The organism is Rhodococcus globerulus (assembly GCF_019334125.1).
Taxonomy (GTDB): domain Bacteria; phylum Actinomycetota; class Actinomycetes; order Mycobacteriales; family Mycobacteriaceae; genus Rhodococcus_F; species Rhodococcus_F globerula.
The window spans coordinates 2600901-2625043 of the sequence record NZ_CP079698.1 but is presented as its reverse complement, the minus strand read 5'-3'; the positions used below and the strand labels follow the sequence as shown (position 1 = coordinate 2625043).

Here is a 24143-nt window from a genome sequence, read left to right as displayed (position 1 = left end):
GAAGATGGAAGTACAGGACTACCTGAAGGTATTGCAGGCGCGCTGGAAGATCATCGCTGTTGTCACCGTTGTCGCGATTCTCGGCGCGTTGGGCGCCTCGCTGATCTCGACCCCGATCTACCAGGCCTCTACCAGGCTGTTCGTGTCCACCACGCTGGGAAGCTCCGTCAACGAGGCGTACCAGGGAAACCTGCTGTCACAGCAGCGGGTTACGTCGTACACCAAGCTCCTGACCGGACAAACCCTCGCACAGCGCACTATCGATCGGCTCGGTAGCGATGCAGTCAACGGAATGACGCCGGCCCAACTCGCGGCAAGCGTTGTGGCGACGTCCGCACCGGACACGGTTCTGATCGACGTGGGCGTGAAGGATCCGTCGCCCGAACGTGCACGCGATATCGCGAACGCGCTGTCGGACGAGTTTGTCTTGATGGCAAAGGAATTGGAAACCCCGGAGACGGGTGGAACCCCGGCGGCCCGAGTGGTCGTCGAGCAGGAAGCGGGAACACCCACCACACCGGTCTCGCCGAACACCAAGCGCAACATCGCACTCGGCGCAGCAGTTGGTCTGCTTCTGGGTATCGCGCTTGCCGTCTTGCGTGACCGTCTCGACAACACCGTCAAGGATCGTCGGGTTGTCGAAGAGGTAGCAGGCTCCGCGTTGGTCGGAACCATTCCTTTCGACAAGGAAATGCAGACCAAGCACACCATCGAATTCAACGAAGGCAACTCTGCCAGCGCCGAGGCCTACCGCGAGCTGCGTACCAACCTTCAGTTCCTCGAAGTGGACAACCCGCCACGCGTCATCGTTGTCACGAGTTCGCTTTCCGCAGAAGGTAAGACGACGACGGCCGTCAACATCGCTCTGGTTCTCGCCGAGGCCGGAAAGTCGGTCTGCCTCGTGGAAGGCGACCTGCGCAAGCCACGAGTCTCGAAGTATCTCGGCATGATCGGTACCGTCGGCCTCAGCTCGGTCCTGGCCGGTCAAGCGCAACTCGACGACGTATTGCAGCCGACAACGCACGGCGATCTGGTTGTCCTTGCCTCAGGACCTATTCCGCCGAACCCGAGCGAATTGCTCGGCACCGATCACTCTCGGCAGGTTCTTGCCGAACTTCGTGATCGCTTCGAGTACGTCATCATCGACGCGCCGCCGCTGCTTCCGGTCACGGATGCTGCAGTTCTGACCGCAATGTCAGACGGCGCCTTGGTAATTGCACGCCACGCCAGCACCAAGCGGGATCAGCTTGCCCGGGCCGTCGGCAACCTTCAGAGCGTCGGCGCACGCATCTTGGGCACCGTCATCACGATGACGCCCGCCAACAAGCGCGGCGGTGGATACGAGTACAAGTACTACTACGAAACCGACAAGACGGTGCCCGCGCTCGCTGAAGCTGCGCCGTTACCAGGAGCCTCCGCAGGTTCTGCGGCTCCTGCCGAGGCCACCGCACCGAAGAAGGCGCCGGCACCCGCGACGGACGCCGCAGATACCAACGCCGCTCCCGTCAAGGCTCCCGTGAAGGCTTCCGAGGAAGCCCCACACTCCTCGATACCGTTCGATGATGCGCCAACTCAGGAGTTCCAGCTCCGGACGAGTGAAAACGGACATCGCTATCTCGATTGATTCTGTTACCGCCGAATCAGCCTGAGTACATCAACGGGACTTTGGTCCGGAAATGATCATTTTTTTTCCGACCAAATGCCCGGAATGTGCTAAAAAAGGTTAGTATCACGGCGGTGGCAATCCGCCATTCACCTTAATGATCCGGAGGATCTCATGCTCGGTTCCCTGTATTCTTTCAGCGCAGAAATTGGCGTCCCGTCTGTTGATGACATTCTGGCATTCATCGGCAAGGGCATCGGGTCGATCTTGAACGTGAGTGCGTAGTAGCTAACAAACAGCCCCTGTCCAACTGAGCTGGACAGGGGCTGTTTTCTGTCTGAGGGCAATGATTACCGAAGAGGATCGGCAAGCGGAGTCCTATTGAGCGGGAATCGCAATGCGCCGTAGCAAAGGCCCCAGAAGAGTGGCGATCTCCAAACCCACGGCGTGGAAAGTTTCCTCATCCGCGCCTATAGGATCGGCAACGTCTTCACTTTCCTGAACGTGATAGCGCGGGCGAGCGTCGGCGAGTTCGGCAACGGTTGTTGCCGCCGATTCTTCCGCTAACCGCGCCGCCTCACGCAATGTGAAAGTTCGCTTGAACTGCGATGGCGCCAACGCCAGAATCTTGTCGCGATGACGCTCCGTCATAGCCAGAATCAAATCGGCTTCAGACGCAATTGCCGTAGTAAGCCGGCGAGCGCGAAAATTGGAGGGATCGCCTCCCAGCCCTTCCAGTACCAGCGCCGCTGTCGGTTCCACCGCATGGCCGACAAGGGCGCGTGTGCCGGCACTCGACGCCGTGAGATCCGTGATTCCCGCTTCCTCCGCAAATGCTCGAGCAAGGCGTTCCCCTGTTGGCGATCGGCAGATATTTCCGGTGCAGACAAAGAGGATGTGCATGAGGTCAATCATAAAGGGGCAGCGCCACAATGCGGCACCATGATGTCGCGAAATGTTTGCACATCGACTACGCGGTGTTCCCGCCGCGTCCGTCGTTGGGATATATGAACTACTCATGAGACTGACCGTGTTCGGGACCGGGTACCTGGGGCTGACCCATGCCGTGTGTATGGCGGAACTGGGACATGAGGTTCTGGGCGTTGACATCGACGCCGCGAAGGTCGAGATGCTGTGCGCCGGTCATGTTCCGTTCTTCGAACCTGAACTGGCACAGCTGTTGACGCGGAATCTCGAGTCCGGGCGGCTGGGCTTCACGACGTCGTACGCGGAGGCCTCGGAGTTCGCGGATCTCCATTTTCTTTGCGTGGGCACTCCGCAGAAGCGCGGCGAGAAGGCTGCGGACATTTCTCACGTCGATGCCGTGATCGACACGCTGGCACCGCTATTGGAGCGTCCGGCCGTCATTGTCGGGAAGTCGACAGTTCCCGTGGGGACAGCCGCACGGCTAGGCGCGCGGGTTCGGGCCGCTGCCCCGGCCGGCGACGGCGTCGAGGTGGCGTGGAATCCCGAATTCCTGCGCGAAGGAAAAGCCGTCGCAGATACGTTGCGTCCGGACCGGCTGGTTGTCGGCGTCGATCGGGATCGCCCCGGCACCGCCGAATCTGCTCTTCGGGACGTCTATGCCTCGATGCTCGACGCGCGAATCCCGTTTCTGGTGACCGACCTTGCGACATCGGAACTCGTGAAAGGTTCGGCAAACGCCTTTCTGGCCACAAAGATTTCGTTCATCAACGCGATCGCGGAAATCTGCGAGGCAACCGGAGCCGACGTCACCGTGTTAGCTGACGCCCTCGGTCACGACGCGCGGATCGGGCGGAGCTTCCTGAATGCCGGTCTGGGATTCGGCGGCGGTTGCCTGCCGAAGGACATTCGGTCGTTCGCGGCGCGGGCCGGAGAGCTGGGCGTTGATCAAGCCTTGTCGTTCCTCCGTGAGGTGGACAGCATCAACATGCGACGCCGAACCAAGGTCCTCGAACTGGTGACGCAAGTCTGTGGCGGCAGTTTGCTGGGAATGAACGTTGCTGTCCTAGGTGCGGCCTTTAAGCCCGAATCGGACGATGTGCGCGATTCGCCCGCACTGAATGTTGCGGGCATGATGCAACTGCACGGTGCGAACGTGACGGTGTACGACCCCAAGGCGATTGAGAATTCGCGCACCATTTTTCCCACGCTCAATTATGCAACGTCGACGTCAGAGGCGTGCAAGCGCGCAGATGTCGTGCTGGTTGCGACCGAATGGTTGGAGTTTGCCGAACTCCAACCGTCACAGCTGGATTCGGTTGTGCACGGTCGCGTGATCGTCGATGGACGCAACTGCCTCGACCCGTCACTCTGGCGATCGGCCGGCTGGATTTATCGCGGGGTAGGGCGGTGAGAGCTAAGGGTGAATAACTGATAAGTTGCCAGCCGTACGGTCGGTTCGACTCTGCACATCTCCACGATGCAATCGAATGGGTAGACTTCCCGCCGGAAGGTGACGGATCTGCTCATGGATCTGTTTGCAGTCGACGAAGGTGGCTCATGAACTTGGTGCTCGGTGTAACAGTGGGGGCGAGCGCTGTGCGCTTGGCACGCCCAGGAGCGCCGGAGCACGGTGGGCCGGTATTTCGATCCAGAGCGATCGTGCGCGGACACGAAACCCCCGAAGACGTGGCAGCCGATTCCATTCGCGTCGCGCTCGCGGAATTCGCCGGCCAAGACAACTCCGTCGCTGTCGTCTACCGCGATCAGAGTCAGGCAGGCGCCCTCACCCAGGCACTTGATCGTGGCCGGATCGACAACTACCGACTGATACCCGAATCGGCGGCAATTCTGCGGATGCTCGAGGAACCGGGAACGCTGGGCGCACAGAACACCCTGGTAGTCATCGACCTCGGTGCCACCGGCGCAACCGTCGACGTCCTCGATCGCACCACTGGTGCAACCGTCGTCACCGCCAGATCCAGTCAAGTCAGCGGCGATCAGTTCGACGCACTCGTCTACCTCGACCAAACCGAACGACGGCGCATCGCGACGCCTACCGATCCCGAAGGCATCGCAGAACTCCAAGCCCGGAGCCGACTGGCCAAGGAACAACTCTCGACCCGCAGCGCAGTCTGCCTCCCCGGACCAGGCGGATTACTACTCCTCTCCCGAGAAGTCTTCGACTCCTTGGTCGCGCCCAGCGTCGAGGCTCTGGCCCGAGAGGTCCGCGAGGTGATTGCCACCTCCGGTCGGCGCCCGGACTCCGTTGTACTGATCGGCGGCGGCGCCCGAGTCCCCATCATTCGCACCGTGCTGGAACGGTGGATCGAAATCCCCGTCATAGCGCCGGAACAGCCAGACCTCCTCGCCACGCAGGGAGCCGCACTGCTCGCGGGCGGCGCGCCCCGCAGAGAACCCGTCGCTGCGCCCGCCGTGACTGTTGCGGCCCCGGCAGTGGCGCCGATCTTTGCGCCGTACCCGATCAACACTCCTGCTGTGGCGCCGGCGCCCGTCCAGGCATTCGCCCACGGTGGCCTTGCAACGATGACCGGGCCAGGGCCTGCGCCGGCGAGTGCCGATCTCCATGCGCCCGCGCATGCGCAGGTGGCGCCTGCACCCGAGTCAGTACCGACCCAGGCTCAACCAGCCGCCGACTACGACAGCGACGAATCAGACGTCAAAGAACCCGTCATGGTCGATGCCCAGGCGTACTCGGCTGTTCACGAGGACGTCAGTGGGGGACAACCCACCTGGCTCACCACTACTTCACACGACGAGACAACCACCCCGGAGTCAGGCAGGCAGTTCCGATTCGCCGGACTGGGAGCCGGTGTTGTTGCCGCGATCGTCATCGTCGGCCTGGGAATGGGCTACGGCGGGAAGGTGTTCGGCGATTCGGGCGAAGCCGGCCCGGTAGCAACAGAGGTCACCACAACACAAACGCCGTCGACGACGGTTCCGACCACCACCACAACACCGCCGCCCACCACCACAACAGAGCCGCCTCCGGTGACGGAGGAAGCTCCCGTGTACGAGGCACCCTACGAGGCGCCGTACGTCCCACCGGCACCTGCGCCGGCGCCGCCGCCCGCGCTGTACATTCCCGGGCTGCCCCCGATCCTGCTTCCCGTTCTGCCGCCCATCCCCGGTTTGTGAGCTAGCGCTTGGAGTGACGCCCACCGTTCGATGCGGTGGCCGTCGAACTTCCCGGCGGACGGGCAAGGAGCACTGCGATAGCCGTCGTGAGCGGAACGGACAGCGCAAGCGCGATGCCGCCGACAGCAGATCGCACAATTTCGATGGCTACGGCGTCGCCGACCAGAACGTCGCCCAGCGGACGGCCACTGACACTGAACAACAGCAGCAACGGCAAAGCGCCGCCCGCATAGGCCAAGACCAAGGTGTAGACGGTACTGGCGATGTGATCGCGACCCACGCGCATCGAGCCGGCAAAGACCTGGCGTCGGGTCGCGCCCTTGTCCAACTGCGCCAACTCGAATGCCGACGACGCCTGGGTGATCGTGACGTCGTTGAGCACACCCAGTGAGCCGATGATGAAGCCTGCGAGCAGGAGTCCGGTGATGTCGACGTGCTGAATGTAGGTCTGCACGTTGGTGTTCTGCTCTTCGGAGAGCCCGGTGAGTTGTGTCAGTTCGATCGACAGGTAAGACAGCACCGCAGCAAGAACCATGGCGGCGAGGGTTCCGAGAAGCGCAGAACTGGTTCGGAGCGAGACCCCGTGCGCGAGGTACAGGACGGCATACAAAATGACGGCGCCCGACACCAGAGCAACGGGTATCGCCGGTTTTCCGTCCAACAATGCGGGGAGGAGAAAGCCGACCACCACGCCGAACGCCACCACAAGCCCGAGAAGTGCCCGCAATCCGCGCCACCGGGCAACAGCGATGATCACCACGGCAAAAGCCACGACGATCAGCGTCAGCGACAATCCGCGTGAATAGTCCTCGAAGGAATACTGCGTCGCCCCGGTCGGATCGGTCTGGCGCAGCAGACGGATATGCTCGCCGACTCGCAAATCAGGTTGGCCGGGACCCGGAATGATCTCCAGCAATGTCTGGGTACCGGCGTTCGGACCCGATTCGATGTCGACGATGCTTCGCTGACACTGATAACTCGTATTCGCCGGGGGTGCCGGTTCGCCGACGAATGGTCTTCCCGCCGAGACACTTCCGCAGGCGCCGATCTCCTGGAGGGTGACCGTGCCGGCCTCCGTGACCACTGACCCGCCGTCGGAGTTCTGAAACGGCAACGGGATGTCGAGGTTGGCCTTGTCCGGCCACAGAGCGATGACGCCGACGAGTACGGCTAGACCGACGACGGTGAGGATGCCGACGACAACGCGGGCAGCGGTGGCTCCGATGTGGAGTGGGCCGTCATGACCATGGCCGTGACCGTGGCTCATCGGAAACTGAGTGTCGGACTGGGGATTTGCACCGGTGCCATGTTAGCGGCAGTTGCTGTGAACAGGTGAGTCGCCGGACTTGGCGGCTGGAGAGGAAGAGTTCGAGCTGGGTGGCGGGGAACAGGGGGGGTTGTCCCCGCCACCAACCTGGTATCCACAGGGGGGGGAGGGATACCAGGTGCTCGCGGCACCGAAGTGCTGAAACCAATGTACCCAATTTCAAACCAATCTGGTGCATTGTCTTGCTACTAATTTACAACGGTTATCGGACCAATTGCGCTGTTTCTGCCGTAGCGGCAGGTCGCGACTAGTCAAACGCTCAACCAAACCGATCGGTTTCGGAAATTTGTGACCAAGCTCGCACGAATGCCCCGCGCATTTATCTGCGCGGGGCATTCGTGGAACAGCAAACTGGTCAAATGTCCATGGCCGTGGCCAGTGGGTTTCCAGCTTCCTACTGTTTGTAACTCGTAAGGAAGTTGCCAAACCGCTCGATTGCCACAGCAAGGTCACGGGCCCAGGGAAGGGTAACGATTCGCAGATGGTCATGATCGGGCCAATTGAAGCCCGTTCCCTGAACCATCAGGATTTTCTCCTGCAGAAGTAGATCCTGAACCAGCTTCTCGTCGTTGTGGATCTCGTGAACATTCGGATCCAGGCGCGGGAACGCGTACAGCGCACCACGCGGCTTGACACACGAGACACCCGGAATCATGTTGAGGCGTTCCCATGCGACATCGCGCTGCTCGAGCAGGCGTCCGCCCGGGAGGATGAGGTCCTCGATGCTCTGATGGCCACCGAGCGCCACCTGGATAGCGTGCTGACCCGGAACATTCGGGCACAAGCGCGTCGACGCCAAGAGGTCGAGACCCTCGAGGAAGCCGCCGGCGTGCTCCTTCGGGCCGGTGATCGCCACCCAACCCGAACGGTAGCCCGCAACGCGATACGCCTTCGAGAGACCGTTGAACGTCAGGCACAGAAGATCAGGAGCCAACGACGCAAGCGAGATGTGCTTGGCGTCGTCGTACAAGATCTTGTCGTAAATCTCGTCAGCGAGCAGAAGAAGCTGATGCTTGCGCGCCAGATCGACCAACTGCTGGAGAATCTCCATCGAGTACACCGCACCCGTAGGGTTGTTCGGGTTGATGACCAGCAAGGCCTTGGTCTTGTCGGTGATCTTGGATTCGATATCCGCGATATCGGGATTCCAGTCGTTGCCTTCGTCGCACAGATAGTGCACCGGAGTTCCACCGGACAAGCTGGTCATTGCCGTCCACAACGGGTAGTCCGGCGCTGGGATCAGCACCTCGTCGCCGTTGTTGAGCAGGGCCTGCATTGTCATGGTGATCAGCTCGGACACGCCGTTGCCGAGGTAGATGTCATCGACGTCCACCTCGGGGAAGCCGGGAACCAGCTCGTACCGAGTCACGATCGCGCGCCTGGCCGACAAAATGCCCTTGGACTCCGAGTACCCCTGAGCGTAGGGAAGAGCGGCGATCATGTCGCGCATGATCACGTCCGGTGCGTCGAAACCGAACGGTGCGGGGTTTCCGATGTTGAGCTTGAGGATCCGGTGCCCTTCCGCCTCCAACCGGGCGGCATGCGCGTGCACCGGTCCACGGATTTCGTACAGGACGTTCTGGAGCTTCGACGACTGCTCCAGCTCGCGCTGCGGCTGACGATGGCGGACGGGTTCTGGTGTGCTCACGAGTTACATGATTCCACCTGTGCGCAAGTGGATTCTTCCGGGCACGACAGAAGGTGCCGTCTGTTCGGTTGGCTTACACGTCGGTTGGCTTATTCTGGGGCGCATGACGCCGACCGACGTGATCGCAGCCCCGTACGGATCGTGGGCATCGCCCATCGACGCAGCAGATCTGGCCAACGGAGGTCACCCGGTAGAAGGTGGCCGCTACGTCGCCGACGAGGTGTGGTGGGCGGAGCTGCGGCCAACCGAAGGCGGACGCGTCGCGATCCGACGGTTGGGACTCGACGATCAGCCCGTCGACGTACTGCCCGCGCCGTGGAACGCACGCACCCGAGTTCACGAGTACGGCGGCGGCGCGTGGACGGTCACGGACGCCGGGCGGTTGGTTTTCAGTGAGTTCTCCGATCAGCGGGTGTACATCCTCGAAGGCCTCACGCCGCGAGCATTGACACCCCCGACGTCGTCATCGGTGCGATACGCGGATCTGTCGATCGTCGGAGCCGACGTGTGGGCCGTGCGCGAGTCCCACGCGCCAGGCGGCACGATCACGCGCGACATCTGCGCCATTCCGCTCGACGGATCCGGCGAGATTCGCGCCATCGTCGGCGGTTCGGACTTCCTTGCATACCCGCGGCCCTCCCCGGACGGAAGCAAGATCGCTTGGATCGCATGGAATCACCCGCAGATGCCCTGGGACGGAACCGAACTGCGGGTCGCGGATCTGGTCGACGGAGTGGCGGGTCCGCATCGAGTTCTTCTCGGCGGCACGGAAGAGTCAGTGCTGCAACCGGAATGGATATCGGGCGACGAACTGTACGTGGTCAGTGATCGCAGCGGGTGGTGGAATATCTATCGCGTGGGTACAGACGTGGCCGCGCTCTGCCCGGTTGATGCCGACTTCGGTGACGCGCTGTGGCAGTTCGGCGCCCGCTGGTACGAGGTGCTCGGCAACGGAAAACTGTTGACTGTGCGCACTTTCGGCACGGATACCCTCGCGGTGCTGGACCCGGAAACCGGCGACTTGCGCGACATCGACGTCTCCGGCGTCACCAGCATCGGCCTCATGCAGGTGCGCGATGATCAGCTGCTGATCAAAAGCGGCGGCGCAAAACTGGCTACCGGACTGCGTGAACTGGACCTCGGAACCGGAGCGCTGCGTAATGTTCGCCTGTCCGTCGACGCGCTTCCCGAATCTGCTTATCTCCCGGAAGCTCGAACCGTTGTTGCACACGGGCACGGCCGCGAAGTCCACGCATTTGCCTACCCGCCCCGCAATCCCCGCTACCGCGGCCAAGACGGTGAACTCCCGCCGTACGTCGCCTTTGTGCACGGCGGACCCACCGCGCACATCGCGCCAGCTCTGAACCTCGTGTACGCCTACTTCACCAGTCGGGGAATCGGCGTCGTGGACGTCAACTACGGCGGATCCACCGGATACGGCCGCGAGTACCGCAATCGTCTGCGTGGCCAGTGGGGCGTCGTAGATGTCCAGGATGTGATCACCGCGGTCACCGGACTCGCCGAGCAGGGGCTTGCCGACCCTGCCCGTCTGGCCATCGAAGGCGGATCTGCGGGCGGCTGGACCGTGCTGGCGGCGTTGACAACCTCCGACGTGTTTGCATGCGGCGCTTCCTATTACGGCGTTGCCGAGCTGGACGGCTTTGTCAAGGAAACCCATGACTTCGAATCGCGGTACATCGACGGACTGATCGGCCCGCTGCCCGAATCCGCAGCGCTGTACGCGGAGCGCGCACCGCTCAACAACGTCGACGGTTTGAACTGCCCGGTCCTGCTGCTGCAAGGTCTCGACGATCCGATCGTTCCGCCGTCACAAGCCGAACGCTTTCGAGATGCACTGGTATCGAAGGGCATTCCGCATGCCTACCTGGCCTACGAAGGCGAATCCCACGGCTTCCGTAAGCAGTCCACGATCATCAGTTCCCGCAACGCGGAACTGTCCTTCTACGGCCAGGTGCTCGGGTTCACGCCGCCAGGTGTTCCGCAGCTGAAGCTGTGGACTCACGAGGTGTAGCTGCTGCCTAGGAGGATCGTGACCGCCCAGTTCTTCTCGGGGACAAGATGAGTCACCGACGTACAGCCGTTGGTTGCGGCTCCTGCAGTGCCGGGGAAGAGGGTGAGTGCCACTGTAAGTGTCACTGCCACTGCAAGAGTCCGCGTGGCTGCAGACTAACCGGTCTGAACTTTTGGCGGATGGCCAAGCGGACAATTCGGGTACTTGGTCCTCGGGGATCAATGGTTGTGGGGAAGCTGACATGGTTTGTGTGCAGTGAACATGGTGTGCGGCACGCTGGTACGGGTGCTCACTGGGCAGAAACTGTGCTCACTTGCAGGGTTGGCTGGGCGGCCGGCTATGGGATGCGGCCGCGGTTGAATGCCGCACGGATACGATCCGAGACCACCTGCGGCGTCGACAAGTCCGCCCACGTCCACCGAACCACCTGCCAACCCGCATCCCGCAGACGGTCTTCGCGGAGCTTCTCCGCCCAGAGCACATCCCCAGGGGTGCGGCCGACGGGAACGAAGCGGCCGTACTTGACCCGGCCGTCGAACTCCCCGACAGTGCGATGCTCGCGCCACAGGAAATCGACACGAGCATCACCGATCTGAACTTGCGGTTCGGGTATCGGAAGGCGCTCGGAGACAAAGAGCGCCAAACTCCGTGACTCGCCGACGCTTTCGATCCGGCCGTCCATCGCGTCGATCGCATGAAAGGCATGGCGGTGCGACGGATGGCGCGGCACCCCAGCCAGATTTGAGGTGATGTCGGCCAGAGCGAGCGGTGTTCGGTGCAGCGCAGAGTTCCCCGCGACCAGGGCCGGCTCGAACGGTAGTGAACGGGCGAGGTCGACTACCGTGCGCGCAAGCGTTGTCACCTGCAGACCGTCGACGGTCGTGACTTCGTCCGCGGTGAACAACGCAGAGTGCACCTGCCTGTGAGTGGACGTGCTGCCGCCACCTCGACGGTTTCGAGTCAGGTGAACCAGGCGGAGCGGAGTGTTCCATAAATCCAGGCCGTGCAGCACTGCCGCTGAGGTATGACTGACAACTGCGTCGGCCTTGGCTGCCTTCGCTATCGCGTGGACCTGCAGACGATGGCGCGCATGTGCGTCGAGTTCGGAGAACGGCTGCGTCGACACGTAGGCGCCGCGATGTAGGCGGGTCCAGTCGCCGTGTGAACAGCTGCGACGGATCTCGGAGTCGGTGCCGCCGGTGGCGAGATGCTCGGGTCTGCGGACGATGTGCGGTTGTTCCCCCATGCCGAACAAGAACAATCCTGATGCGCCGGAGCCCGTCTGGGCCGACGGGTTTCTGTGCTGTGGATAGGTCGTGCAGTGTGCATAGTTTGAGTGCAGTGTGCAGTGAGCAGTGAGCAGTGTTTGTGTGTAGTGAGCAAGGGTTCCGGCGACCTGGAAGGGGTGCTCGCTACCCGGAAACCCTGCTCACTTACGAGCCCGGCAAACACGAACGCCCCCGCCGCAATGGCGAGGGCGTTCGATGACGTGATTACTACTTGCGGCCGGGAGCCTTTGCGCCTGCCTTGAATCCGAGCCCGCCCGGCTTTGCGGCCGGGGGAGCCTTGGGGGCCTGCGCAGCGGGAGCCTCAGCAGTTGGTGCCTCGGTGGCTGGTGCTTCGGTAGCCGGAGCTTCAGGTGCAGCTGCTTCTACTACCGGTTCGGCAGCGGGAGCCGGCGCTGCAGCAGCGGGCGCTGCCTTGCGTGCACCGGGAGCCTTTGCACCCGACTTGAATCCGAGCCCGCCGGCCTTGGCAACCGGCGGAGCCTTAGGAGCGGGAGTCTCGGCAGCCGGTGCTTCAGTGGCGGGTGCCTCGGCAACAGGAGCTGCCGGGGTTTCCGCAACGGGAGCCGGAGCTGCGGCAGCGGGAGCTGCCTTCTTTGCACCGGGAGCCTTTGCGCCCGACTTGAATCCGAGCCCGCCGGCCTTGGCAACCGGCGCAGCCTTGGGGGCCTCGGCAGCAGGTGCGGCGGGGGCCTCAGCAACGGGAGCAGGTGCAGCGGGTGCTTCGGCAGCCTTTGCGCCCGGAGCCTTTGCCCCACCCTTCATCTGCAAGCCCTTGCCGGGAGCCTTGGCGCCGGACGCCAGGCCCAGACCCTTCGGCTTGGCGGGTGCGGCCGGAGCAGCGGCTTCGGGTGCAGCAGTTTCAGGAGCGGGTGCGGCTGCAGCCTTTGCGCCCGGTGCCTTGGCAGCGCCCTTCATCTGCAGACCCTTGCCACCGGGAGCCTTGGCTCCGCCGGCCAGGCCGAGGCCCTTGGGCTTTGCGGCGGGTGCAGCTTCGGGTGCTGCGGACTCGGGAGCTTCGGCAGCTGCCGGAGCAGCTTTCTTGGCGCCGGGAGCCTTTGCCCCGCCTGCCATTCCGAGTCCCTTGCCGGGTGCCTTTGCACCGGGTGCTTTCGCGCCGGGTGCCTTGGCGAGGCCCTTCATTGCGAGGCCCTTGCCGGCGGCAGCGGGTGCTGCCGGGGTAGCGGCCGGAGCTGAGGGCTCGGCCGCGGGTGCGGCTTCTTCGACAACGGGTGCCGCGGCAACCGGTGCCTTCTCACGCGGGATCACCTTGATGTTCTCGGTGAGCTGGCTGGGTTCGAGGCGGGTGACGGAGTTCAGCATCAGCTGTGCGACGTCGACAACCTCAACGCCTTCTCCCTTGCCCTGTTCCTGGCGTGCGGTGACGCCGTCGTTGAGCATGACGCGGCAGAACGGGCAGCCCGTTGCGATCTTCTTGGGGTTGGTGGACAGCGCTTCGTCGACGCGGTCGACGTTGATGCGCTTACCGATGTTCTCTTCCATCCACATGCGAGCGCCACCGGCACCACAGCACATGGAACGTTCGCCGTGACGCGGCATTTCGACGAGCTTGGCGCCGGATGCTTCCATGAGTTCACGGGGTGCGTCGTAGACCTTGTTGTGGCGGCCGAGGAAGCACGGGTCGTGGTAGGTGATGTCTTCGCTCACCGACGCGACGGGGATCAGCTTCTTCTGGCGCACCAGGCGGTTGAGCAGCTGGGTGTGGTGCACGACCTCGTAGTCGCCGCCCACCTCCGGGTACTCGTTACCGAGGGCGTTGAAGCAGTGCGCACACGTGACGACGATCTTGCGCTTCTTCTGCTCGACACCTTCGAAGACGGAGTTGAGCATTTCGATGTTCTGCAGCGCGAGCTGCTGGAAGAGGAACTCGTTGCCGGCGCGGCGAGCGGAGTCGCCGGTGCAGGTTTCGTCGGCGCCGAGGACCATGAACTTCACACCCGCGGTCGCGAGCAGTTCCGCGACAGCCTTCGTGGTCTTCTTGGCGCGGTCTTCGTAGGCGCCGGCGCAGCCGACCCAGAACAGGTACTCGTAGTCCTCGAATGTGTCGGCGTCCTTGCCGTACACGGGGATCTCGAAGTCCATCTCGTTGATCCAGTTGAGGCGGTCCTTGGAGTTCTGGCCCCAGGGGTTGCCCTTGTTCTCGAGGTTCTTGAACAGGCCGGCGAGCTCGGACGGGAACTCCGATTCGATCAGGACCTGGTAGCGGCGCATGTCGATGATGTGGTCGACGTGTTCGATGTCGACCGGGCACTGTTCGACGCAGGCGCCGCAGTTGGTGCAGCTCCACAGGGTTTCGAGATCGATGACCGGTGCGAGTTCACCCTCGACCGTCTCGCCGACGAGTTTGCGCTCGGCTTCCTGGCGGGCGGCTTCGGGGATTGCGGCGAGGGCGGCTTCGTTGACGTTGCCGTCGGCGTCGACCAATCCGATTTCGTCGCCGCCCATGTCCTTGCGGCCACCGGCCAGCAGGTACGGGGCCTTGGCGTAGCCGTGGTCACGCAGCGACATGATGAGGAGCTTGGGAGAGAGCGGCTTTCCGGTGTTCCAGGCGGGGCACTGGGACTGGCAGCGGCCGCACTCGGTGCACGTGGTGAAGTCGAGCCAGCCCTTCCAGGAGAAGTCTTCGATCTGGCCGGCGCCGAGGGTGTCGGTGTCGGGATCGACGTTGTCCATCGTCAGGGCTTTGCCCGCGCTCATCATGGGCTTTGCCGCGCCGAGAGCAACGGTTCCGTCGTCTTCACGCTTGAAGTAGATGTTGAAGAACGCGGAGAAGCGGTGCCAGGCAACACCCCAGGTGATGTTGCGTCCGACGATATAGAGCCAGATCATGCCGGACATCAGCTTGATGAACGCAAAGATGGCCACCATCATGGCGCTGGCCGGGAGCAGCTTGGCCAGGTTCATGGTGAAGAAGTCGGTCCACGGATTGGCGTGACCGTAGGTCGCGATCTTGCCGGCCTTCACGAAGATCATGCCGAGGCCCTCGATGAGGACAACGGTTTCGACGAAGTAGGCAGCCTTGAAATCCGAGCCGCCGAAGCGGGACAGGCGGATCGGCAGGCGCGGGTGGTTGAGCTGGCGGATGACGATCAGCGTGGTGATGCCGATGACGGTGCCAAGACCCAGAATCTCGTCGACCAGGTGGTAGATGGCCCAGTTGCCGAAGATCGGCCAGTGGAACTCGGGGTTGAACGTCTGGCCGTAAGCCTCGAACCAGACGATGGCGCCGAGCAGGAAGCCGACCATGACAAGCCAGTGAGCCCAGCCGACGGTACGGAACTTCGCCATGCGCGTGTGCGCGATGAACTCGATGACCATCTGCTTGAAGCGGGGGAAGAACGGACGCCAGCGGTCTGGTGCTGATTGGCCGATTTGGACGACCTTCACCATCTTGAGCGCGCCACCGATGAAGGAATACCAACACACGAGGCTCAGCAGCACACCGATGGTGCCCAACGTGATCGTCAGGGCATTCATGTCGCGGCCTTTCATTTCAGGGCGACGCGTCGGCCACCTGGTAAGAGCCCACTGATACTAACCTGCCATATGTTACCCACCAGTAGCTTGATGTGTCGACCATGTATACCGGCGAGTAACCATGCTTGGCCTGGCGAGATCAATTATTCCGCAACGACGGGCTGGGCCGCTGCGCAAACTTATCTACCGTCACGTTAGGTGGTGTGCATCTCGCCCCTGTTAATCAGGCAGCCCTAACCTGCCATCTGCGCTGTTTTGGCGGTACCGACCGACCCGTCCGGAGCGAACGTACCTTTCGGCGCATCCAGGGCGATGAAAGGTACGTTCGCACCGGTAGGGGCGGGGGGAAAGGGCGCATTTGCGACAAAAAACTGTGGCCCACCTCGACAGGAGGTGGGCCACAGTAGGCGCGGTGCGATCAGTAGTCGCGGACTTTCAAGCCGGGGTTCTCGGCGAGGATGTCCTTGATGGGCGTTCCGTACTGAATCGGCTGAGGGCTACCGATCAGCGTTGCGGCCCGAGCGACCTCGCAGAAGGAAGATGTTGCGACCGTCGACGCGCTGGTGATGCCCAGTGCGCGGGTGCCGGTCATGATCGGGCCGCCACTGTCGCCCTGAAGGACGCAGATGTCGGTGGTGAAGAGGTTGGACATCGGCTGCTCCGAGACCACTGCATTGCGATTGACGCTGGTGACAACGCCGCAGCTGTAGCCGGTGGTCGATCCGGCCTTGCAGACCGGTGCGCCGACAACGGGATCGGCAACCCCGTCGATGTTGACGGATCGGTTGAAGGGAACCCGGACGCTGTTGTTGTCGAACCGGTACTTCGCCTGGTCGTCGATGTTGATGATCGAGTAGTCCCGCGGCCCGAACACGCTCTTGGCGAAGTATCCCACTCGCGGTCCCGGCTGGTTGTTGACGAGCGGGAAGGCTTCAGAGGCGTACTGCGTGCCTGCGGCGATGCGGTTGGGGTCGCAGTGTCCTGCGCTGATGTTGACGGTGCGACCGGAGGCATCGGTTCCGTTGAAACCGAAGGAACATTTGAACCCGTTGAAGCCGGAGATTCCGCCGAACGCGTCGCCGCCGAGCGCGGCGTCGCCGGTCAGGGAACCGGTGGCGGGGAGGAGGTCGACAACGATCGGCGGTACGGAGATCGGGACGGCGGCGTGGCGGACGGTTGTGTTCAGGAAGTCCGGCAGGGCCAGTCCGGCTGCCGGGTCTGCGGTCAACTCGACGCCGTTTCCGACAACGTCGATGGCGATTCCGCGAACGAGATCTGCGACGGCAGGTGGCTGCGACTCGAGCCAGGTGTTGAGTGCGGACACCTCGTTCTGCAATGCCGATTCACTTTGTGCCACGTCATTGACCTGGAAACCGGCTTTTTCGGCGGCCGAGCGAGCTGCATCGTTGCTCTGCCCGGAGGCCAGTGCAACAACGGCCTGCCCGAGGTCGTCCAGCCAGACTCCGGCAAAACTGTCGGGGAACTGCACCCGCGCGATGTCTGCGAACTCGGCAAGTTTCTGCGCGAGTTCCGAACGCGTCAGGTACTGATCAGGCGTCAATGCCAGATCGTGCTGAAGTGCCTCGGCGAGTTCGACGGGCAGATGTGCGGCCTGGTCGGACACACCGGGCGTCGATGGTTCGGCGCTCGCAACAGCGGCAATCGGTCCGAGGAGCAGCAGCATCGTCGAGCCGAACACTGCGGCGCGACGTGCGGTGGAGCTTCGCATGTGGGCCTTTCCGCTTCATTGACCGCGTGCGGCCCCCCTGGGTGCACGCGGATACGGCCCGCCTTTCGGCGAGCCGTATCGCAGTCGCACACGACTATAACGGGTTCTTCCCCACGAATCCCACCCGTTACAACGAGTGAGTTTCAGTGATCAGCCGATTGTGCGAACCCGGATTCCGGATCCGACGCCACCGCCGGAGGCTGCGTCTGCGGCCTGTGTGATGTTGTCGACGGGGATTCCGATGTTCGTGGTCCCACCCGACATGGCGAGGACAAGATTCGCTTCGGTGCAGTTGGGTGCGCCGGTGCTGTTGGAACCGCTCGTGATTCCCAAAGCCAGAGTTCCGGTGACGATGGCTCCGCCGCTGTCGCCCGCGAGCGTGCATGCTGTTCCGGCAAAGCCGCGAACGGTGCGCGATTCGCCGCCGGGTCGGACAAGCTGGATTTCGACCTGATCGGCTGCGACCACGCCACACGTGAACGAGCTGGCCTGACCGGACTTGCACATCGGTGCTCCGATGACGGGGCGTGCGGTGCCCGTGATCTCGAGTGTCGTGCCACCGGCGCCGCGCACCGATGCGCGGTCGAGTCCGGCGTCGACGCCTGCCTGGTTGAGCTTGATGACGGAGTAGTCGAGTTCTTCGCCGGCCTTACCTACCGCGGACTGGGCGAAGTTGCCGACCTGGAGGCTGTCGTCGATGTTCTGCGGGTTGGGCAGATAGACGGGTGCAGCGGTTCCCTCGGCCTTATTGCAGTGTCCCGCGCTGATATTGAGCGCATTGTCGTGACTGTCGACGGCATTGAATCCGAACGAGCAGACGGAGATGTCCTCGGTCGGTGTCTCGCGGATCGGACCCGGTGACGTGACATAGATGTCGCCGCCGAGTGCGCGAGCGTCGATCGCGCCGCCGCCATCCGGGCTGAGCCGAATTTTGGTGTTCTCGAGCATCGTGGGCAGGTTGAGTGCCTTGCCGACGGGGCTGTTGGCAACGTCGACGACAACCTGGTTGTTCAGTACGTCGATGGAGGTGGAGCTGACTGCCGTCGCGATATCGCCGGGCAGTTTCGCGATCCATCCGTTGACGTCGGCAAGGCTCTGTTCCAGACTGCCTGCGGAGACCGGTGCCACATGCGTGACGAATCCGTCGGCTGCGGCGACGCGTGCTGCATCGGCGCTGGTTACTGCCACAACCGGTTGACCGTCGAGGTTCATCCACGAGCCCGCGTAATCGCCGGGGCGCGAGGACCGGAAGCTTTCCGCGTACGCACCCAACTCCTGGGCCTTGGCGGCGCGATCGAGATATTCCTGTGGGGAAATCTTCAGATCTCGGCTGATCGCCTCGACCAGTTCGGCGGGTAGCTGATCCGCGGAGAGCTGTTCGACTGATGATTCGGATGTGGGTTCTGCCGGCTGCGCCAAAGCTGTAGCTGAGAACGATGTTGCGAGCAGAAGTGCCGAGGCGCCGACCAGAACGGTCCGGATCGCCGACGAGTTACGCATGAAATCCCTTCGAGTCTTTCGGCCGTAACGCCGGAAGGTACCGCCCCACCATAGGGGAAGGCTCCGATGTGAGGTCGGGCGCCTAGGTCGAGGGAAGTCGATATGTGCAGCTAGGGAGTTGTTTCTGGTGCCTGTTCGGGATCGACGGGCTGCGGGTCGACAGGCTGCGGGTCGACCGGTTCGGGATCGACAGGCTGCGGATCGACCGGTTCCGGATCAGTTGTGCCAGGGTCGACGGGATCGGTCTGTTCGCCGCCAACGTCGTAGTCGTCCACGGCGGGGATCTCGGATGCGAGCGGTTCGACGCTCTCGTCTTCGGTCGGAACGTCGTCGAACTCGTCGACCAGAAGGGCGTCCTGGGTGGGAGCCTGATATCGCGGGGTCGGCGTGCGGTTCTGTGGGACGACGGCCACGGGCGCGGCAGTGGGGAATTGGATCGGAACCTCGCGAAGGGGCGCGGGATCGGTGGGCGGCGCTATTTCGGCATACGCCGGGACGGCGGCGTCACGAATTTCCGGCACCTGCGTTGTGGGGGCGTTACCGATCAACACCGCGAGCGCGCATGCCGCGGCAGTCAAGAGACCGGCGACGGCGGCTGCGAGGTAGACGGGCCGCCGACTCGGTGCGTCATCTGTGCTGAGGATGTCTTCCGTCTCCGGCACATGCTCGATGTCGGGGACAGCAGCAATCGGCGCGCGGGGAACAGCCAGAATCGCGGCTCCCCGTGCCGAGCGTTCACCCGTGGTGATGTCGGAATCGAGGTTGTAGGCGCCGAGGGTCGCGGAGTGGGGCGCAAGTTCGATGTAGTCGAGATCCATGCTGTCGAGCGCGGTTCGCAGCGTGTCCACAGATCGAGCCGAGAAGTTGGGAGGGATGGCGGCGACAATGCGCAGCGGCTGATCGGTGAGGCTGTGCACTTCCGCAACGAGGCAGTACAGCGCGGTTGCGACCAGTTCTTCACCGCGCGTCCGCTGGGTGGGAGCCGCTTCGTTGTCGGTAGTGACTCGGTCGAGGAACCGTCGTACGCCCGGTGAATGTGTGTGGGCAGTACCCAGTGCGATAGTGCCGTCCGGCGCGTGGTGCAGCACGGACTCGTGGTCGATGATCACCGGTTCGGCGTCGGGCACGGCGATCACCGCAGTGCAACGTGTGTTGCCGACATCAAGTCCGACTCCCCAGGTCACGGCGTCCCCCTCAGTGGCTATCGCATCGCATCGCGCAACAAACATGCACTGGCTGTGGAAACTACCATTCGAAAGCTCGTTTGTGCCAGAAGGGTGAATATTCAGCTAATTCCGGTTCTGGGTCGTGAGGCTGCGCAGGACTACCAGGAGTTCTGAACGGGACTGCGCTCCGACTTTCCGCTTGATGCGCGCGACATGATGTTCGACGGTTTTCGCGGAGATGTAGAGGCGCTCACCGATTTCGCGGTAGGTGAGCCCGAGTACGACAAGTTCGGAGATCTGGTGTTCGCGCTCGGTCAAGGGCGAGTCGGGGAGTGCGTTGGCATCTTCTCTCGAGGAACCAGGCTCAGGTGTGTTGACCCGAAAGGAGCGCGCGAGCTGAAGCAACGTTGTTGCGGACTTGGTGTCGGGTGCCCGAAGCGCGGCCTCTCCCGCAAGGCGCGCGGCGTCCCACGAGTGACCGATTCGATTCAGAGTTCGTGCAGCGGTCTCGATTTCGTCGCCGCTCACCGTTCCTTGAAGGACAAGCAGCCATTGGCGGCCGGCTTCGGCGAGACCCGCGGAATACGAGTGGATCTTGGCTGATTCCGCGAGCGCACGCGCGTGCGGCAGCAGATCAGCCGGCGATTGTCCCAAAATCGCGGCCTGGACGCCGTACCAGTGAAACAGCGACGACCACAGCGGCGGATCGCCGAGCAGCCGTAGCAGATCCTGAGCCTCGTCGATGAGATGGTCGACGTGTTCCGTATCGCCGAGACGAACTGCGGCCAGCCACAATTCGCAGATCGGCAACAGATCGAGCAGATTGACGCTGCATTCGAAGAGGGTTCCCGACGCGCGAGACCACGTGCGACGCACGTCCTCGAGGTCCCCGAATCTCCGGGCGACACCCACTTCCAACGCTAGGAGAAACAATGTGTCGCGCTGGCCGAGGGAATCCGTGAGCGCTGATTCGGGGATGTCGGCGACGGGGTTTTCACTGCCGGCGAGCAGTGCTGCCCACGCGGCGAGAATCTGGTGACGGGCCCACAGATGGCTGGATGTGTCGTGCGCCGGGGTTGCTTTCGCCAGAACGTCTCTAGCCCGATCATGTGCTCCGGTGTGCATGAGTGCAGTGGCGACGATGGCAGCAGGGGAGTCGGCCTGAAAGCGCGAAGCCCCAGGAGATCGAGGCAGTGTCAGCGCCCGGGACATCGTGTTGAGCGCAAGCGGAGGCGGCCCCGTCAGCGACTGCATGAGTCCACGGGCGAGCAGGCCGGTACCGGTACTGCCTGGCGATGGTGCGCCGCTGGTTCCGGCGAGCATCGCCGTGGCGTCGTCGATGCGGCCGGACGCGACGAGGAGGATCGCCCCGAATGCCGATTCCGCGTCTGCTCGCGCGGGGCCGAGCCACGCGTAGAGTTCTGCGCCGGAGGCGATCTGACCGCACACTGCGGATACCGCTGCTGAGATTCGCACTGCAACAGCTAGATCGGCGTCTTGTGCGCTCTGATCGCCGAGTATCGAATCTGTCAGGCTGACAGCGGTATCGAGGTCGCCGCGCGAGGCCGCGCACTCCGCGTGGTGCAGCATGGTTTCGGCAGAAGGGGATTCGATCACCGCAGCCCGCTGATACAGGTCCGCGGCCGCAGCGGGGGTGGCGCGCTTGGCGTGCTCGTAGAAGTGGTGTGCGATCCCCGAGTGACATACTCCTGCATCAAAAAGTCGCACAGCGGTGTCGATATCGAGAACGCCCGCTTCGATGCGCCGGTCCAGTATTCGATCCAGTGTCGCGCGCTCCGGGCCGACTCCGAGAGGATGCGCCAGTGATTCGACGATCGCGGGGGATTGCGCAGCAAACAGTCCCGTTCCCAGCGCGCGATCGAATGCGTCGCTCGGACCGCCGAGTTCCAGTTCGTCGGGCGCGAGATTGTGCACGATACTCGAGATGTGCAGAATCTCGCGTTGCCGGGCATCGAGCGCACCCACGGTGCGGGCGAAGTACCCCCGAAGTGCATCGTCGACGGTCTGACGCCCCCGAACCGGCGACCGAAGGGCCGCGTCGAGGGCTCCGAAATGTCCACCCGACAAGAACTCGAGATCGCTGGCTTCGTCCGGCGCGAGTGAATGCCCGTACCCGTTCGCGAGTGCCTGAATATCCGAGCAGCGCAAACGGTCCAGGTGGAGTACCGAACCTGACGCGGAGAAGTCGGCCGCAGTGCCGGCCAGACGCGGATCGACCATGTCCGTCGCCACGATGGCTGAGATGTTGGTGCGTCGCAGCGTTTCGAGGACCTTCGCAAGCTCGGCCGCGTCGAGGTCCAGCGCGTTGTCGATCAAGAGAACGGTATCGGGCCCACGGTCGTCTCCGGTGAAATCGGCTGTCACGACGACGGCTTCGCGGCCGATCAAGCGTCGGTGCACCGCTGCGACAAGCTGTGGCCGAGCACTTGCACCGGAACCGGTGACAAACAATCTCAGCGGTTCGGCGTCCAGGTCGATAGTGCTCAGAAGGTCACGGATATAAGGAGATTCACTGTTCACGACGCAGCCTCGGCTATCCGACGGGAAAGCGTGGGATGGCCGTTGGCAGTGTCAGTTGGTCCGGGAATTGCGGCGCGACAACAACGGGAAGCTCCGGAACCTCGAACGCGGGGACCTGTGGAATCTGAAATGGCGAACCGGAGTCGACGTTCTGCTGGGCGGTCGTGGGATCGGAGTTCGGCTGCGCGGCAGCAGGTGGGTCTGTGGCTACTGGTGCGGCGGGCGCACCCGTTCCGGCAGCCCCCGTCGTCGCGACGCCCACAGATCGGGTGCCGGGGGCGGGCGACCCGGTGACGGCGACGGCCACGCCCGTCGACGGCGCGGCGTCGGCCACCGGTTCGGAGCCCGATGGCGCGCTCGGGTTGGACGTTATTGCCGAAGTAGGGGATTCGATACTCGGGTCGGCGGAACTCGAAGCGGGTTTGATCTTGTCCACTGCGGTACCGATTCCGAGTCCACCAGCCGCGAGGATCGCACACGCGCCGACGACAGCTGCGACGATGCCCACTCGGGACGAGCGCCGCGCCGCCGATGTGGCCTCGGGGTCCGAAGTAACAACAATCGGTGTCGAGAATGCCGGAACGGGAATCGGTTTCGGCTGCGAATGTTCGACGGCAGTAGCGGTATTTCCTATTGCGGTTGCGCGAGTTGCAGCTCCGGCCGCCGCGCAGGATCGTGGATCCGGTGCGGCGATCATCGGTACTCGGAGTTCGGACGACAACAGTTCCGCGACCAGTGGGATGGACGAGCTACCGCCCGCGAGAACAACATGACTGACGTCGTTCGACTCGACACCGGCTGATCGCATCGCCTCGTATACCAAGGCAACCGATCGTGTGATCGCGGGACGGAGTAGGTCTTCGAGTTCAGACCGGACAAGCCGTAGGTTGTGGGAGCCGCCGGGAAGATCAACGTGGACAACCGTTTCGGTATCGAAAGACAGTGTCTCTTTGGCCTCGCGAGCGTGGCCACGCAGCGCTGTCAACGCGTCGAGCGTTTCCGGCATGGACGTGTCGATGTGTGTATCGCGGTCGAATTCAGCGAGCAGATGCATCGTGACAAGATGATCGAAGTCGTCTCCGCCGATATCGTCGGAGTGCAGGGGCTTGCCGACGATCGTGGTATTCCCACCAGTGGTGGTCACGACAGTGACGTCGAGCGATCGGGCACCCAGATCGAAGACAACGGTGAGCCCTTCCGAATCGGGGTGACCGGAGGTGCGCAACCAGTCCACCACGGCGATCGGCTCCGCGACCAGCGTCGTATTTACCGCGGTGGCGTCGTGAATCATTCTGGTAGACAGGGCGTTTTCCAATGTCGAAACCGCGTGACGGCTCCACCAGGCGGGATGGGCGATGACAACGTGGCTCGGCTGGTCGTGATCAGCAAGAGCGTCGCGCATCAGCGTCGTAATCGCTACCGCGGTGAGGTCCTCGCCGCGATGTGGGGTCCCGTCGGCGGAGAACAGCGGAACCGGGTCACCCACGCGTTCCACGAAATCGGTGAAGACGCTGCTCGGGTCCAGTTGAACGACACTCTCGCTCCGCACGGTACGTCGGGAGCTTGCGGGGGCGTCGTCGAGTTTGTCGACGACGGCCACCAGAGTTGTCGAGCCGATACCGATGCCGAGCCCTGCCTCCATGAAAGTGAACTCCTCGGTAGTGGATGGTCGAACGCCCGTCGCAGTTGTCTGCAATGTCGGGATGAAGGACGGGTTTGTTACTCCCCGG

General features: G+C 63.1%; 15 protein-coding genes. 4 read left to right on the top strand and 11 right to left on the bottom strand.

Going from position 1 to position 24143, the window contains the following annotated elements:
- Positions 1-4: 4 nt before the first annotated feature.
- Positions 5-1624, top strand: coding sequence for a tyrosine-protein kinase domain-containing protein (locus KYT97_RS11925; RefSeq protein WP_219112324.1), 1620 nt, complete (start codon positions 5-7; stop codon positions 1622-1624).
- 357 nt (positions 1625-1981) lie between these two features.
- On the opposite strand, the gene KYT97_RS11920 is transcribed toward KYT97_RS11925, so the two are convergent.
- On the bottom strand, positions 1982-2506 hold the full coding sequence (locus KYT97_RS11920) for an arsenate reductase/protein-tyrosine-phosphatase family protein (RefSeq protein ID WP_033235836.1): 525 nt from the start codon (positions 2504-2506) through the stop codon (positions 1982-1984).
- A 115-nt stretch (positions 2507-2621) separates the two neighbouring features.
- Between KYT97_RS11920 and KYT97_RS11915 the strand changes: the two genes are divergently transcribed.
- On the top strand, positions 2622-3941 hold the full coding sequence (locus KYT97_RS11915; protein WP_172936421.1) for a UDP-glucose dehydrogenase family protein: 1320 nt from the start codon (positions 2622-2624) through the stop codon (positions 3939-3941).
- 146 nt (positions 3942-4087) lie between these two features.
- On the top strand, positions 4088-5686 hold the full coding sequence (locus KYT97_RS11910; protein ID WP_219112322.1) for a DUF7159 family protein: 1599 nt from the start codon (positions 4088-4090) through the stop codon (positions 5684-5686).
- A gap of 1 nt (position 5687) precedes the next feature.
- Here KYT97_RS11910 and KYT97_RS11905 read toward each other — a convergent pair whose 3' ends face one another.
- Both KYT97_RS11905 and KYT97_RS11900 read right to left on the bottom strand, forming a co-directional pair.
- Positions 5688-6953: a YibE/F family protein gene (locus tag KYT97_RS11905; RefSeq protein ID WP_033235722.1), complete on the bottom strand. Its 1266-nt coding sequence runs from the start codon at positions 6951-6953 to the stop codon at positions 5688-5690.
- Between the two features lie 454 nt (positions 6954-7407).
- Positions 7408-8661 carry a pyridoxal phosphate-dependent aminotransferase gene (locus tag KYT97_RS11900; protein WP_033235721.1) on the bottom strand — a complete coding sequence of 418 codons (1254 nt, stop codon included), beginning with the start codon at positions 8659-8661 and terminating at the stop codon, positions 7408-7410.
- A gap of 103 nt (positions 8662-8764) precedes the next feature.
- Here KYT97_RS11900 and KYT97_RS11895 point away from each other — a divergent pair, with 103 nt between their 5' ends.
- Positions 8765-10693: a dipeptidyl-peptidase 5 gene (locus KYT97_RS11895; RefSeq protein ID WP_219112320.1), complete on the top strand. Its 1929-nt coding sequence runs from the start codon at positions 8765-8767 to the stop codon at positions 10691-10693.
- Here the strand turns inward: KYT97_RS11895 and KYT97_RS11890 are convergent.
- The 8 genes from KYT97_RS11890 to KYT97_RS11855 all read right to left on the bottom strand — a co-directional run bounded on the left by KYT97_RS11890 (position 10681) and on the right by KYT97_RS11855 (position 24055).
- Positions 10681-10824, bottom strand: coding sequence for a hypothetical protein (locus KYT97_RS11890; protein ID WP_187328504.1), 144 nt, complete (start codon positions 10822-10824; stop codon positions 10681-10683). The genes KYT97_RS11895 and KYT97_RS11890 overlap by 13 nt on opposite strands.
- Before the next feature lie 206 nt (positions 10825-11030).
- Positions 11031-11939, bottom strand: coding sequence for a hypothetical protein (locus KYT97_RS11885; protein WP_219112319.1), 909 nt, complete (start codon positions 11937-11939; stop codon positions 11031-11033).
- Between the two features lie 250 nt (positions 11940-12189).
- Positions 12190-15477, bottom strand: a complete 3288-nt coding sequence (locus tag KYT97_RS11880; protein ID WP_219112318.1) for a (Fe-S)-binding protein — start codon at positions 15475-15477, stop codon at positions 12190-12192.
- A gap of 418 nt (positions 15478-15895) precedes the next feature.
- On the bottom strand, positions 15896-17206 hold the full coding sequence (locus tag KYT97_RS11875) for a S1 family peptidase (protein WP_219112317.1): 1311 nt from the start codon (positions 17204-17206) through the stop codon (positions 15896-15898).
- 150 nt (positions 17207-17356) lie between these two features.
- Positions 17357-18706: a protease gene (locus KYT97_RS11870; protein WP_045064168.1), complete on the bottom strand. Its 1350-nt coding sequence runs from the start codon at positions 18704-18706 to the stop codon at positions 17357-17359.
- A 110-nt stretch (positions 18707-18816) separates the two neighbouring features.
- On the bottom strand, positions 18817-19890 hold the full coding sequence (locus KYT97_RS11865) for a hypothetical protein (protein WP_219112316.1): 1074 nt from the start codon (positions 19888-19890) through the stop codon (positions 18817-18819).
- 105 nt (positions 19891-19995) lie between these two features.
- A complete protein-coding gene (locus KYT97_RS11860) occupies positions 19996-22413 on the bottom strand; it encodes a helix-turn-helix transcriptional regulator (protein ID WP_219112315.1) in 2418 nt (805 codons plus the stop codon).
- Between the two features lie 13 nt (positions 22414-22426).
- Positions 22427-24055, bottom strand: coding sequence for an Hsp70 family protein (locus KYT97_RS11855; RefSeq protein WP_219112314.1), 1629 nt, complete (start codon positions 24053-24055; stop codon positions 22427-22429).
- Between the last annotated feature and the right edge of the window lie 88 nt (positions 24056-24143).

Excerpts from the sequence above, each read along its gene's own strand:
- KYT97_RS11925 (WP_219112324.1), top strand. The coding sequence starts at position 5 with ATGGAAGTACAGGACTACCTGAAGGTATTGCAGGCGCGCTGGAAGATC.
- KYT97_RS11920 (WP_033235836.1), bottom strand. The coding sequence starts at position 2,506 with ATGCACATCCTCTTTGTCTGCACCGGAAATATCTGCCGATCGCCAACA.
- KYT97_RS11915 (WP_172936421.1), top strand. The coding sequence starts at position 2,622 with ATGAGACTGACCGTGTTCGGGACCGGGTACCTGGGGCTGACCCATGCC.
- KYT97_RS11910 (WP_219112322.1), top strand. The coding sequence starts at position 4,088 with ATGAACTTGGTGCTCGGTGTAACAGTGGGGGCGAGCGCTGTGCGCTTG.
- KYT97_RS11905 (WP_033235722.1), bottom strand. The coding sequence starts at position 6,953 with ATGAGCCACGGTCACGGCCATGGTCATGACGGCCCACTCCACATCGGA.
- KYT97_RS11895 (WP_219112320.1), top strand. The coding sequence starts at position 8,765 with ATGACGCCGACCGACGTGATCGCAGCCCCGTACGGATCGTGGGCATCG.
- KYT97_RS11885 (WP_219112319.1), bottom strand. The coding sequence starts at position 11,939 with ATGGGGGAACAACCGCACATCGTCCGCAGACCCGAGCATCTCGCCACC.
- KYT97_RS11880 (WP_219112318.1), bottom strand. The coding sequence starts at position 15,477 with ATGAATGCCCTGACGATCACGTTGGGCACCATCGGTGTGCTGCTGAGC.
- KYT97_RS11875 (WP_219112317.1), bottom strand. The coding sequence starts at position 17,206 with ATGCGAAGCTCCACCGCACGTCGCGCCGCAGTGTTCGGCTCGACGATG.
- KYT97_RS11870 (WP_045064168.1), bottom strand. The coding sequence starts at position 18,706 with ATGCGTAACTCGTCGGCGATCCGGACCGTTCTGGTCGGCGCCTCGGCA.
- KYT97_RS11855 (WP_219112314.1), bottom strand. The coding sequence starts at position 24,055 with ATGGAGGCAGGGCTCGGCATCGGTATCGGCTCGACAACTCTGGTGGCC.